We start from the raw sequence: 11,163 nt of genomic DNA, 5'->3' as shown, positions 1-11,163 counted from the left end.
GACTCGAGTTTTTCGCGTTCTTCAGCAGAATTTGCCGCAGCGCTATTGGATTGCCTTGCTGCGCCCAGTTTTTCTGTCTCAATGCTGATTTTTCCTTGAATCTCAGCGATGTTTTTGCGCGCGTTATCAAGCAGCTTGATAGCCTTGTCTGCGTCAACTTCAGGCACATCTGGCGTCCACGTTTCGGCTTTATCCTTTCCCCATGTCTGCCCGCCAGTGGTGCTTTTCCATTCGCCCTTGGCTTCTTTAGCACTATCTGCAGCAGATTTTTGTGCAGCAGGGAATCCTGCTCTCAACATTGGCTTAATACGTTCAACCTTGTCTGCATTGCATTTAAGGTCATCAATCAGCTGTTTACATATCTTGTCAGTGTTTATGCTGACTTGAGATAGTCCAAACAGGTATGACCGGCGCTTATTTTCATCCAGCTGCGCGAATCGCTGCGCTTCCAGCACATAGGGTAAGACAGGAATTTCTGAATGATTGCCTTTGCCGGACGGAACAACGATGCTGAATTTATTCTCGCCGGTAACCACTTCAGCGAAACCGGAGTCATGCTCATCAGATACCAGGAGGCTGTATTCTTTTTTCAAACTGACGCGCGAAGCTTCGCCCGTTAAGGCATGCTGTACCGCGTCACGAATGGACGATTTTCCCGATCCATTGTGGCCGGCAATAAGTGTTACTGGTGTACTGCATTTGATTGATACCGACTTTGCGGACAGGTAGTTTTCCGCATGGATAGACTTAATTTTCATCGTTCTGGCCTCCGTGTTCTACCTCGCCACCCAGTGACTCAATAAGTGCTGTGATAAGCCGTGAATACTCACCAGCGGTGATCATGAATGTCGAATTAAACTCGGCCTCTTTATCACCAGGATCAAAATCTTCACAGGCATTTTCAATGTCACTGAGAGCAATGCCGATCAATTCAAGTCCGCTTATTGCAAACGTGCTGTGCAGAACGAACGAAACGCGATCGTCATAAGTGAGTTCAAGCCTCCTGACACGCTTGCCCTGGGTTAAGTGATTCCTGATCTCTTCAGAATCAAGGTTCTCGTTTTTGTACTTGATTGAACGTTTGTTGTTACCTTCCTCAACCAATTCGCAATCACGACCGACACAAAAACCGTTTTGGTCATGATCCTCAGAAATCAGCATTCCATGCATTGACGAGCCAGTGTCGTATTGCGGAATCACTCTATGCAAGCAGGTAATTCCTGATTCATGCATCAGTTTTAACGCCGCCAACACTTTGTTTTCTGACGTTGTGTCAATGCACAGATAGCCATTTTCTGAGTCGATCCAGATATTGGTAAATTTGCTTGTTACAAAAGCTTTCGGCCACAGTTCGTTGAGAACTGTTTCCTGAATATCCCGCTTGAATCTTTTTGTTTTGGCCATCACCGCATCGCCAGTTTCGCGCACAAATTTTTCAATGCGAAGCTGTACTTCTTTTTTTACAACGGAACTGGGTATCAGCTTTTCCTGTGTTTCCATGACAAGTAAGTAGTGGCCGCCGACGTTGATAATCGGCAGGCCGTCTTTCAGCAGTTTCCACCTGTCACCCAGTTCGTTTGGAACCGAAAGTTTCTCTTTCAGCTTTTCGATATCCGGTGTCCAGCCAGTAGGGACACGGTAAATTGTTAGGTTTTTAATCATGGTTTGTCCTTTTGATTTGATGGCTATTTGATGATCTTTCGCGCTATTAAGAAATCTTCTTTTTATGCTTTTCTAACAACACAGGAAATGTCATAGCAGCCAGACACCCCTTCAAAAAAGGCAACCGCCGTATGGCCGCTTAGGACATATGCCTCGTGACGGACGACGGTTTTTACAGGCTCGTCAACAAAATCTTTTTTCAAGAGCACGGCGGTACCTACTGGATATTTCGCGTTAAAATCGTCACACTCTTTTTGCAGTTTCTTTAAATTAGGCTTTGTCATTGCTTATCCTTGTGGTATTTCCTTTACCTTAATCAGGTGGTGCTATTCCATATCCAGCGGTTTCTGCTCACGCGGTTTTCGTTGAGTCTCAGAAGGCGCGGCTTTCTGTTCTGGCTTTGGCTCGGCCTTTGGTTTTTGTTCTGGTTCTGGTGTCGGTTTTTTGTCAGTTTCCTGCTTCCTGCTCTCGCTGGTAGGTTTCCCCTGATCTCTGCCGGACCTGAGTTCATCTATCGTTCTGCTGTCTGCCTGGTAGGTACCGTCAGGCTGCGGGACAAGATCAACAATGTCTGACTCTTCCTCAGAACTTCTACCCATACCCATGATTACATCAGGCGCATAAATGGATGCAAAGAACGATGCCGCGCGATATTGCAGCATTTGAAAACGCATTGAACCCTGCCATTTTGAGCCGTCTTTTGAGTACCAGCCCTCTTCAACAGCCATTTGCATGGTCACTGGTATTGATTGAACGATCTCGCCTGTGGGATTCTTACGCTGATCAAGTTCTTGAGCCCAGGCTATGCATTCCCAGTTATCAATCTCAACTTCGCGCTCTTCAAAGTTGAATCTTTTTGATTCTTTGTTCCAGGTTGTTTTTTCTCGGTACTTCGCCTTAACCTTTCCGAGATTGTTCAGCTTGAATTTAAGCGGCGAGAATCGCCCCGAAGCATTAATCGCGGCAATCTGGAATTTTGACGACCAGCGCAATTTCCCCTGAATAACGTCAGCGTTTTGCATTACGCTAACCATCGACATACCAACGGTTTTGGCTACTTCTATTGCTACCAGGCAGTTTCCAATAGCAGAGTTGTTTTCGACAACCTTAACGCCGCCTTGCTCTCTTTTCTCAACGAATTGCCTGAAACTCTCTGGCACAGCATCCGAAGTGGACATCGCCTTTGCTATCCTGATGGCAAGGTCAAAGCCTTGTTTTGAGAAAAAATCTATTTTGATGTCATGCGGCATAACATCATTATTTTTCAGTTCTGATAATTGCGTTGTTGTGGACATGCTTAATCTCCTTTGAATATGCAAGAATTCCAGCGCGGGCAGTATTTCTCTGAACACAAAAGCGAGCGCGGATTAGGGTAAAAATTTCCGGTCCGGAACATATAGGATGCAAATTCGATCAAGCCTGGCTGATCTTCTGTGCCAACCATGATTTGCTTGCCGTTTTTGATACTTCCTGTTGCAATTTCCGGCTTGCCTCTGGTGCTTAACCCGATAATTTCAGCTGGATCTGTTATCGAGTCGCCTGTTGAGTGTTCGTAAAGTAATTCATAAGTTCCAACCTGAGCGGCATGGCCTTTTGTGTTGGCCTCGCCTTTCTGGATTGCCGATGCGCCAGTTTTGATATCAGTAATTCCGACTCCCAAGCTTGTTTTACTGACGCGAGCCCGGTCCATTGTGCCGGTTAGCTGAACCACAACACCGTTGCCGCAATCAATGTCGAGCGGTTTTGTAGGCATTTCCACCGCCACAAAATCATATTTTGGCGACCAGTCCATGCAATATTTCGTTGTTAGTGACAGGCCGATAATCTCGGCATTTTTCATCGTTAGGTCGTCTTTTGACGGATCAAATTCGTTGTCTGGATCGTGCAGCTTGTCGATGAATGCGCCAGCTGCGTCATCAGGTTTCAGCCCAGCGTTATCAAGCCTGCTCTGATCAAATACTGCGGTACCATGGTGAACCGACGTACCTAGTGCAGCGCGTAATCCGACCGTGTTACGCATGCCTAGAATGTGTATTCCCTCCCATCGGTAGGCACAATCGAATAGTCCAGCCCATGATGATGCCCGGACCGTTATTGATGGTTGTTTTGCCTCAGTCATGACAATCCCTTTTTAATTTTTTCAAGACTGGCTTGAACTTCAAGCAGTCCGCGAATCTGCGCCAGTTTTGGATCAATGTTTCTCTCCAGTTCCAACGCGCAAGTGGTCGATTCGATCACGTCATGACAGAATTGAAGGTTCTGGTACTCGAGTGATTCTTCATCCACGTGATTAACTTGCGTGTTATTGATCGCCTCGCACAGGCAGTTGATTATTTCGTGAATCGATATGCGCTCCTGCAGCAATATTTCTGCCTGGTGCTGGAAGTCATTCAGCATGGCTCTCGTTCGCCTCTGTGCAGCTTTTTGTTGATCAAAATTCGCTAACTTCATACCGCCTCCGTACATTTACGCTTGGTCTCTAAGCGATTCAGGCAAATCGTTGCGCTGGCTTGGTGGCAGCATGTTTGCTGCTCTTATATCAGCGCGCTGAGTATCGACAGACAGTGAAGCTATGCCGTCGATGTAGTCCTTCCGCCAGGGGATATCCGACCTTCTGCTAATCATTTGCCTGATTGCCTCGTCAGCCGTGAATACCTCGGCATCTGCTATACACTGGGTATAACCTTGACATCCTTTGCGCCAGAACAACATGTTATTGCCTAAGATATTCCGGCTGTCCTGCATGTAATACAGTTCACCGGTCTGTATTTTGTGACTGTGCTCTGCAGCAAAGTAACCAGTTAAGTCGCTGATAAAACCGGCGAGATTTTCCGGTTCAAAAATGAAATTTTCGTTATGCGACACTGAGTGCCTGCTGACTATCTCGGCAATAGCCGGGTATTGACTCACCCATCTTTGCAAGCTTGTGTTATTGGTGTTCATACCTGCCTCTCTGGTGTGTTGTTTATCTTCCGAATAAGGTCAGCCGTTTCGCTGGCAATCTCGGCGGCTTTCTCGTCACCATTGGTTGTCGCATGTTTCAGAACGAATGATCTTGCCTTGATAAGTGCGCTATACAGTTCTGGCGAGGCCGCAATCAGCCGAACGTTCGCGTTCGTTTCTGCTATTCCTTCAGCTAGACCGGCCTCGGCATTAACAAAACATTCAGCAATGGCCTTGCCGCTTTCAGACTCAACCAGCACATTAAATATCTCGCCAGGCATTCTGCGAACTGTCCATGGTCCGGGTGTAAATTTGGTCGCCATCAGACCGCCTTTACGCAGATGTTTGCGAATTCAAACCATTTAGCTGCTTCCGCAGCTGCTGCAGATGTGGACTTAAACAGCCCGTAACAAATAACTACTTTACCGTCTCGCATTTTGATTTTTATCAAGCAGATCATTTGGTTGGCCTCTCTATTTGGTTTATGTTGTTTGCGATTATTTAATCTTTATTTCAACGCACTGAAGACTCTCGTCGTCGCCTTCATAAAGATTCGAATGAATGCCCTTGTTTACTTCGCATTGAATGTGGGTGTCATAGGTGTCAACAATCACGACTTCCACATCTTTAGCAGAAGATGAAAACAACACCCCGATCAATAAATACTTAAACATGGCTTCTCCTTATTGGTTGATGTATTACTTAGGCATGTGGCGAAACTTGCCGCGATGTGTGGCCACTTTGGCCGCGAATGCTTTCGCAAATTTTGCGCCGGCAGGTCTGTTTTTTCTTCTCATCCTGCTTGACCTGCCCGGACCTTTTTTTGTTTGATGGGGTTGTCTGGCCGTGTACCTGTCTGATACTCCGCTGTTGTCAGTTGGAATAACTGGCCATAATCCTGAAAATATGTTGTTCATTTTTCGATATCCAGTTTAGTTATTTGAATCGGGGTAACGTCCTTAACTGCGTAAAAGAGTGGTTGGGAGACATTTTTGTCTAACCAGTTGATCAGCAGGCGTTGAAGCTGTTTAATATGCCGCGTGGAGAGTTCATCCAAATACCCTTCTGCAAAATCTCCAACATCGCCAAAGGCTGATTCCTGAGCATCCTCTATAATGGAGTAAGCGCTAAAGTAATCATCATGTTTTTTATGCACTTTTACGCCTTTATAAATCACCAAAACACTATCGACTTCCGCGAAATCTAAGTTTTCAATGACATCTTGCTCGCTGTAGAAAGTTTCCCCATCCTGAGACCACACAGTGTCCTCACCCCTATCGGTATCACTAAGGTCTGAATATTTTTGGATTATTATCTGATCATCTTTTTCAGTGCGTTGCTCAGATAATATGTGAGCATCCATATACAAATCGTCTGACATCGTTACGTCCTTTTTAGTAGATAGAAGCTGGAAGTCGCTCATGCATTTGATTCAATACAGGATGAGCCGTAACATCCTGTCCGAATCTTTTCTTCACATACCTGCAAAGACGTGCCGCTGTTTCATCACAGCTTGTTTTCGATACAAACGTGATTGTTCCAATGAACAATCCGTCTCTGCGTACGTTGAAAGTTTGTTTCACGTTTGCGCCTTTCATGTTGGTGGAGGCTGGCAGGATTTGAACCTGCTCGGGACGGACGCGAGAACTTTGCTCGCGCTACCCGTAGCATTGCCGGTTAAATGCCGGTTGCTTACCCCTGTGATAGCTAATCACCTGCGTTTCACACACGCCGCAGCCTCCGTTGATCTGTGTCGGTCTTTCCCGACTGTCACTGACTCGCACTGTTACACCGCCATCCCTGAAGCGCTTGTATCTGCGCCAGTTCCCTGATTGCCAGGCCAGACGTTAAGGGCTGCGGTCAGCCTCACCCATCAATGCCGGAATTTATGAATCTGTAAAATCAGTACACCCGCCCATAAAACCAAGTTCTTCTGGAGTAAAGTGCGGGTTGATTCTTGCAAGCAGCGAATCGATCTCACCACATTGCGCTGGTGAACCAAGGTATAAAGCCTCGGTTTGATATGTCTGTGAGCCGTAGCCGTTGCTCTGGTAGATCACGCCTATGACATAGATTGCTTGTGCTTCCTCTGGCTTGACGGTCTGGATGCATGTGGAAGTCTGGTTGTCATTGAAACCGTGTGCTCTGGTGTTGTTCATCTTCAGCTTCATTTCGTAGCCTTCATTTGTGTACTGATCAAGGTCTACGTTGTACTCGCGCCCGATGTGTTTCTCGCAACGCTCAATGGTGGGATGTTCTGCGATGGTTATTGCAGCTGCACCGCGATCGATATCGCCGCCCAGTGCGGCAAGGATTGAAAGAGTGATACTTGAGAACATTTTTTGCTCCTGTGGTTAAAGAATCGTCAATTCAAAAAAAAAGCAGAGGCCGGATAACCAAACTCGATCACCCGGCCTCCAAACCGCTTTCGCGGACTCGTCGTCATCAAAGGGAGAGATGATCTTTCGCTTCACACCTGCGTTTGTAACTTATAGCGTTAAGCGGTGGAGCTATTATCACTATAGTGATTATAAATGTCAATCACTAAAGTGATAAATTGTGATAAAAATTTTTTGTCTAATAATTCCAGGCAATAAAAAACCCGCCGAAGCGGGTCATTCCAATATAAAGTTTCGTGAAACTTGTCCGTTGTTTAAAAGTCTAAAAACCGTTAGAATCTAACGGTAATAACGTATGAAGAAAAACACAAACAAGGTTGTCTCATTCGACCTGACGCCACAAAAAGCAAAGCAAATAATAAGCAAGCTTGCCGAAGATAGTGGCAGGGTATTTATTCTGTCACATGCTGAAGAGCGCATGGTAGAGCGAGATATCACAAGAATGCAGGTTATCAGGTGCCTGAAACACGGGGTGATTGTGGAAGGTCCTTACAGAGATATAAAATTTGGTTTATGGCGACAGACGCTAGAAGTAAGGACTGCCGGGAATGTGATATCCGTTGTTGCCAGCCTCGATAGAGACGACAAAGGTGATTACATCGTAGTGGTAACTGTGTTTTGAATATAATTATTGATTATTAAAAGGTGATTACTATGTCTCACAATGCGTTTCATTATACGTCTTGCGGGCTATCAAACATCTGGCTCAAGAATGGGTACAAGACTATAACAACGAAATATGGCAAAGCCACATCCATTCATGATATTGAGGGATTGCACAGAGCGATTGGGCGACGCCTGATTAACAACAAACCCAAACTTAACGGGTCTGAAATACGGTTCTTAAGAAAGGAATTAGACCTGTCACAGGTTAATTTAGCTGGTCTTTTAGGGGTAGATGAATCAACTGTTCGATCATGGGAAAAGGATCGGGCAGGCGTGCCGCCGCCAGCAGAAAGGGTGATAAGGCTACTGTATAAAGAAAAGATCAATGGAGATAAAGAAATTAACAGCATGCTCGAAAACATAAGCCAGCTTGATCGTGAAATCCATGAATACATGATTCTTCTTGAAGAAACAGAATCCGGCTGGAGTGAGGCGGCATAAGAAAATGGCGGCATCTCAATTGAGTTGTCACCCTTCGTGGATATTTACCAAATAGATTTAAAATTAAAATGAATCTGACCCTTGCAGGATAGCTCTTTGGTTTATTTGTTTGGATTATGGTCTAAAGCAACACGTAGAGCATTAGTTAGCCTGCCTATATTTTTTGGTTTGTGCTCAATTATATCTTGATACTTTTTTCTAAAGTGGTCGCGAAGTTTTGCAAGTGTAATTTGATCCATTTGCTCTCGATAGAGATTATATTCACCAATAACGTAATCAGTATAATCAACATCTACGCCCAACATTTCCAGCTTCTTTAATTCAATGAAGGTTTCATATTCAGATTCAGCATGTTTCATTGCCTCGTCTCTTATATAATCCATGTAACCTTCAAACACAGGATACCCGTTTAGCTTAAGAAGGTTATCTAACTGGTCATGTAGTTGCTTCATGGTTAACTGCTTGCCCATAAGCGCAGAGGACTCCGCGAATAACAAGAATTGTTCAGACAATAAATACATTCTGTACAGCTCATCTTCTGTGAGGTAGTTTTTTCCTGTTTTAGCTTCCTGCTTAGTTGGTAATAATTCCTTAAAACTAATCAACCCCATGTTGTCTTCTGTAGCATCCGCTCTATCTTTAATTAACTTAGAGGCAGTCATCTTAGTTATTGCGTGATGGAACTTATCTTGCAAGAGTGAATAAAACGAACGCACCTCGTCTGAAGTTGGCTCATAATCTGATGCCGACAATTTAAAACAATCTTTAACCTGTGCAAATACATTCTTTTCGCTAGCTCTAAGTTCTCTAATTTTTGCAGCGAGTTCGTTTAGTCTCTTAGGGTCATCGCGTAGCACAGCCTCGTTAATGACATAGCCATCACGAATATACTGTTTAATAATGCCAGTTGCCCAAATCCTAAATTTCGTGGCTTTTTGAGAATTTACTCTGTAACCAACTGAAATAATAGCATCCAGATTATGGTGTTCTATATTCCTTAAGACCTCTCTATCACCTTCGATTTGAACCACCCGGAATTTCCGGGTGGTTGAGTCTCTGTTAAGTTCTCCTTCTTTATAAATATTCGATAGATGCTCGCCAACAGTATTTTTTGCTACTGAAAAAATATCAGATATATTTTTCTGAGTAGCCCAAATAGTGTCATCATCAATGATGACTTTAATATCATCAACACCGTCTTCGGAATAGATTATAGAGTTAATATTTTCTTGGTTATCCATGTGTCAACCTTTTATAAGTTAGGTAGTTATATATAATTACCTTGCACTAATTTCTCAAAATCTTATATGAAACATGCGCATAACTCAAAATGCTATGCCAATGGAGATATGTGTTGTTAATTTTTTACGGTTGGTGCTACATTGATAACCGGCAGCTTTCGCTGCCGGGGTAATACTACCGCAGAAACATGAGCATTACGAAAATAATAATTTTCAGTAACTGCTTGTAGCTTATGCGGATTTTAAGTGAAAATTCAATCATAGCTTTTAAACAATGAATGAAGGGTTTCACAGCGCTGCGAACCCTCAAATTAGAAGGCCGCTTTGATGGTTACGAGAGCCGCGGCGTTACCGTCATGGGTCTTGGCCATCTAACGATGCAATTGCCATCGCACCGGGGATTAACCGCCGTCGCCCATGTCTTAAAGGCATGGTGTGGCGGCAGGTTCCCAATGTTCCCGATTCACCACTTAGCGTCACCGCCGTATTGACCTCCTGTGTTGTTGGTTCATATAAACTACAAACATCCCGAAAAACCATGTGACGACCATTATGTTGTACACAGTTGTATTTATTTTGTTGTCTCTCAGGCAGCAGAAATAATCATCTGCTTCACTGCAGTCAATTTTATGCTCCGGCGCTTTTTCAAAATAAAATATTAAAATCATTGTGATAAAAGCATATACAGCTAAACTCGTAACAACCTTCTTGTCGTGATCATGCGTGGCGAACCAATAAAATCCTGTTATAAAGCAGGGAAACCCAAGCCTCCAGTCACCCGTTATGCCTTGAGCAATAGCGGCAATTACCATTGCTGCTAATGTTATTTCCAAGTACCTTGACGAGTCTTTTCTGGTTATGCCGAGATCAACACTAGCATTTCCACTTTTTGAATCATGATTCATTTCTATTTTTTGTATACTCTGCAAGAACACTCATCATTCAAACACCATCCGGCAAGATAGAAAACGTTATTTCTTTTCTTCCTTTTTTCCATCTGGTTTGTCGTCAGGTTCATTAAATACGTTAATGATTTTTTTTGCGTCTTTACGACGATCCTCCGGTACCTTCAAGGCTTCTCTTGCTAATTCAATTTGCTCTAAATTAACGGAATCAACGTTATAAATACCCATTAAACGTAATAATTCTTCAGCTTTGCTAAGGGTGCCGCGCTTGTCGCCTTTCCCAGTTGCGAGCCATAACGGATCAACACCAAGAACAGAGGCAATAGCGGGTATATAAGATGATCTTTTTCGATAGCCGGATTCAAGACTGCCAATAATAGATTGGTTTTTTACGCCAGCTCTTTTTGCAAGTTCTCCTTGGGTTAATCCCAATTCTTCCCTGCAATTCTTCAGCCTAGACGCCAAATTATTCATATTGTGATTGTAGATAAAAAATCGATCACTTTAGCGCTTGACTAAATAAATCACTTTAGTGATAATATTTGTCATGGACTGGAAAAAAATAATCAAAGAACTTATGGGCGCAGGTTTAACGCAATCGCAAATTGCGTCTAGGTGCAAAACTGGGCAGAGCAATATATCCGGGTTACTGACTGGCAAAAGAAAATCACCTAGCTGGATGTTAGGTGAGCATCTGCGCAATCTTCATAAAAGTGTAGTTAAGCAAAAAGACGACAGAATTAATGAGGATCAAGCAGCATAAAGCACCATTTTGATTATTTCCACTGCGTAATTTTTTGTGGGCAGCTTTTCTTGTCCGTCCGCACCGAGGGGATTTCCTTTTTCCTCTCTGTACCTACCCCTTCGGATGCGGGCATTTTTTCATAGTTTCAGTTTAGCCAGGTA

The 11,163-nt window shown here is 43.8% G+C and carries 17 protein-coding genes; 3 read left to right on the top strand and 14 right to left on the bottom strand.

The genetic code is table 11. From position 1 onward, the window contains the following. From BMX44_RS15790 to BMX44_RS15740, 11 genes are all read right to left on the bottom strand, one after another. A partial coding sequence (locus BMX44_RS15790) for an AAA family ATPase (RefSeq protein ID WP_177167792.1) occupies nucleotides 1-758 on the bottom strand: 758 nt, incomplete at its 3' end. Next, nucleotides 748-1,662: a recombination-associated protein RdgC gene (locus BMX44_RS15785; RefSeq protein WP_090634801.1), complete on the bottom strand. Its 915-nt coding sequence runs from the start codon at nucleotides 1,660-1,662 to the stop codon at nucleotides 748-750. The genes BMX44_RS15785 and BMX44_RS15790, both read right to left, overlap by 11 nt. 62 nt (nucleotides 1,663-1,724) lie before the next feature. Further along, nucleotides 1,725-1,946 carry a hypothetical protein gene (locus tag BMX44_RS15780; protein ID WP_090634797.1) on the bottom strand — a complete coding sequence of 74 codons (222 nt, stop codon included), beginning with the start codon at nucleotides 1,944-1,946 and terminating at the stop codon, nucleotides 1,725-1,727. A gap of 42 nt (nucleotides 1,947-1,988) precedes the next feature. Continuing rightward, nucleotides 1,989-2,957, bottom strand: coding sequence for a hypothetical protein (locus tag BMX44_RS15775; protein WP_090634794.1), 969 nt, complete (start codon nucleotides 2,955-2,957; stop codon nucleotides 1,989-1,991). Nucleotides 2,958-2,959: 2 nt separating this feature from the next. Continuing rightward, nucleotides 2,960-3,781, bottom strand: coding sequence for a PD-(D/E)XK nuclease family protein (locus BMX44_RS15770; protein ID WP_090634791.1), 822 nt, complete (start codon nucleotides 3,779-3,781; stop codon nucleotides 2,960-2,962). Beyond that, the gene (locus BMX44_RS15765; RefSeq protein WP_177167791.1) at nucleotides 3,778-4,113 is read right to left on the bottom strand and encodes a hypothetical protein; all 336 of its coding nucleotides are present in this window, start codon (nucleotides 4,111-4,113) and stop codon (nucleotides 3,778-3,780) included. The genes BMX44_RS15770 and BMX44_RS15765 overlap by 4 nt, the downstream gene beginning before the upstream one ends. Nucleotides 4,114-4,128: 15 nt before the next feature. Next, a complete protein-coding gene (locus tag BMX44_RS15760) occupies nucleotides 4,129-4,605 on the bottom strand; it encodes a hypothetical protein (RefSeq protein ID WP_090634786.1) in 477 nt (158 codons plus the stop codon). Next, entirely contained in the window at nucleotides 4,602-4,928 is a 327-nt protein-coding gene (locus BMX44_RS15755) for a hypothetical protein (RefSeq protein ID WP_090634784.1), read from the bottom strand. Before BMX44_RS15755 ends, BMX44_RS15760 begins: the two co-directional genes overlap by 4 nt. Nucleotides 4,929-5,102: 174 nt before the next feature. Beyond that, nucleotides 5,103-5,279: a hypothetical protein gene (locus BMX44_RS16965; protein WP_177167790.1), complete on the bottom strand. Its 177-nt coding sequence runs from the start codon at nucleotides 5,277-5,279 to the stop codon at nucleotides 5,103-5,105. 239 nt (nucleotides 5,280-5,518) lie between these two features. Next, nucleotides 5,519-5,986, bottom strand: a complete 468-nt coding sequence (locus BMX44_RS15745) for a hypothetical protein (protein WP_143056978.1) — start codon at nucleotides 5,984-5,986, stop codon at nucleotides 5,519-5,521. A gap of 505 nt (nucleotides 5,987-6,491) precedes the next feature. Then, the gene (locus tag BMX44_RS15740; protein ID WP_090634779.1) at nucleotides 6,492-6,944 is read right to left on the bottom strand and encodes a hypothetical protein; all 453 of its coding nucleotides are present in this window, start codon (nucleotides 6,942-6,944) and stop codon (nucleotides 6,492-6,494) included. A 355-nt stretch (nucleotides 6,945-7,299) separates the two neighbouring features. On the opposite strand from BMX44_RS15740, the gene BMX44_RS15735 reads away from it, so the two are divergent. Continuing rightward, on the top strand, nucleotides 7,300-7,626 hold the full coding sequence (locus BMX44_RS15735; protein WP_090634777.1) for a DUF4258 domain-containing protein: 327 nt from the start codon (nucleotides 7,300-7,302) through the stop codon (nucleotides 7,624-7,626). Nucleotides 7,627-7,658: 32 nt separating this feature from the next. Further along, nucleotides 7,659-8,111, top strand: coding sequence for a helix-turn-helix domain-containing protein (locus BMX44_RS15730; RefSeq protein WP_090634775.1), 453 nt, complete (start codon nucleotides 7,659-7,661; stop codon nucleotides 8,109-8,111). Nucleotides 8,112-8,212: 101 nt separating this feature from the next. Here BMX44_RS15730 and rhuM read toward each other — a convergent pair whose 3' ends face one another. The 3 genes from rhuM to BMX44_RS15715 form a co-directional block, all read right to left on the bottom strand. Continuing rightward, a complete protein-coding gene (gene rhuM / locus BMX44_RS15725; RefSeq protein ID WP_090634774.1) occupies nucleotides 8,213-9,352 on the bottom strand; it encodes a RhuM family protein in 1,140 nt (379 codons plus the stop codon). A 476-nt stretch (nucleotides 9,353-9,828) separates the two neighbouring features. Next, nucleotides 9,829-10,257: a hypothetical protein gene (locus BMX44_RS15720; protein ID WP_143056977.1), complete on the bottom strand. Its 429-nt coding sequence runs from the start codon at nucleotides 10,255-10,257 to the stop codon at nucleotides 9,829-9,831. A gap of 66 nt (nucleotides 10,258-10,323) precedes the next feature. Beyond that, a complete protein-coding gene (locus BMX44_RS15715; RefSeq protein ID WP_090634771.1) occupies nucleotides 10,324-10,731 on the bottom strand; it encodes a helix-turn-helix domain-containing protein in 408 nt (135 codons plus the stop codon). Nucleotides 10,732-10,804: 73 nt separating this feature from the next. On the opposite strand from BMX44_RS15715, the gene BMX44_RS15710 reads away from it, so the two are divergent. Continuing rightward, on the top strand, nucleotides 10,805-11,020 hold the full coding sequence (locus BMX44_RS15710) for a helix-turn-helix domain-containing protein (protein WP_090634769.1): 216 nt from the start codon (nucleotides 10,805-10,807) through the stop codon (nucleotides 11,018-11,020). The last annotated feature ends 143 nt before the right edge of the window (nucleotides 11,021-11,163 follow it).

Origin of the sequence: Nitrosomonas marina (assembly GCF_900110145.1) — a bacterium.
Classification (GTDB): domain Bacteria; phylum Pseudomonadota; class Gammaproteobacteria; order Burkholderiales; family Nitrosomonadaceae; genus Nitrosomonas; species Nitrosomonas marina.
This window is presented reverse-complemented; position numbering and strand designations above follow the sequence as displayed.

What these genes read in the sequence shown, in the direction of transcription:
- BMX44_RS15770 (WP_090634791.1), bottom strand. Translation starts at nt 3,781, where the DNA reads ATGACTGAGGCAAAACAACCATCAATAACGGTCCGGGCATCATCATGG.
- BMX44_RS15755 (WP_090634784.1), bottom strand. Translation starts at nt 4,928, where the DNA reads ATGGCGACCAAATTTACACCCGGACCATGGACAGTTCGCAGAATGCCT.
- BMX44_RS15780 (WP_090634797.1), bottom strand. Translation starts at nt 1,946, where the DNA reads ATGACAAAGCCTAATTTAAAGAAACTGCAAAAAGAGTGTGACGATTTT.
- BMX44_RS15735 (WP_090634777.1), top strand. Translation starts at nt 7,300, where the DNA reads ATGAAGAAAAACACAAACAAGGTTGTCTCATTCGACCTGACGCCACAA.
- BMX44_RS15715 (WP_090634771.1), bottom strand. Translation starts at nt 10,731, where the DNA reads ATGAATAATTTGGCGTCTAGGCTGAAGAATTGCAGGGAAGAATTGGGA.
- BMX44_RS15785 (WP_090634801.1), bottom strand. Translation starts at nt 1,662, where the DNA reads ATGATTAAAAACCTAACAATTTACCGTGTCCCTACTGGCTGGACACCG.
- rhuM (WP_090634774.1), bottom strand. Translation starts at nt 9,352, where the DNA reads ATGGATAACCAAGAAAATATTAACTCTATAATCTATTCCGAAGACGGT.
- BMX44_RS15745 (WP_143056978.1), bottom strand. Translation starts at nt 5,986, where the DNA reads ATGTCAGACGATTTGTATATGGATGCTCACATATTATCTGAGCAACGC.
- BMX44_RS15740 (WP_090634779.1), bottom strand. Translation starts at nt 6,944, where the DNA reads ATGTTCTCAAGTATCACTCTTTCAATCCTTGCCGCACTGGGCGGCGAT.
- BMX44_RS15720 (WP_143056977.1), bottom strand. Translation starts at nt 10,257, where the DNA reads ATGAATCATGATTCAAAAAGTGGAAATGCTAGTGTTGATCTCGGCATA.
- BMX44_RS15760 (WP_090634786.1), bottom strand. Translation starts at nt 4,605, where the DNA reads ATGAACACCAATAACACAAGCTTGCAAAGATGGGTGAGTCAATACCCG.
- BMX44_RS16965 (WP_177167790.1), bottom strand. Translation starts at nt 5,279, where the DNA reads ATGTTTAAGTATTTATTGATCGGGGTGTTGTTTTCATCTTCTGCTAAA.
- BMX44_RS15730 (WP_090634775.1), top strand. Translation starts at nt 7,659, where the DNA reads ATGTCTCACAATGCGTTTCATTATACGTCTTGCGGGCTATCAAACATC.
- BMX44_RS15710 (WP_090634769.1), top strand. Translation starts at nt 10,805, where the DNA reads ATGGACTGGAAAAAAATAATCAAAGAACTTATGGGCGCAGGTTTAACG.
- BMX44_RS15775 (WP_090634794.1), bottom strand. Translation starts at nt 2,957, where the DNA reads ATGTCCACAACAACGCAATTATCAGAACTGAAAAATAATGATGTTATG.
- BMX44_RS15765 (WP_177167791.1), bottom strand. Translation starts at nt 4,113, where the DNA reads ATGAAGTTAGCGAATTTTGATCAACAAAAAGCTGCACAGAGGCGAACG.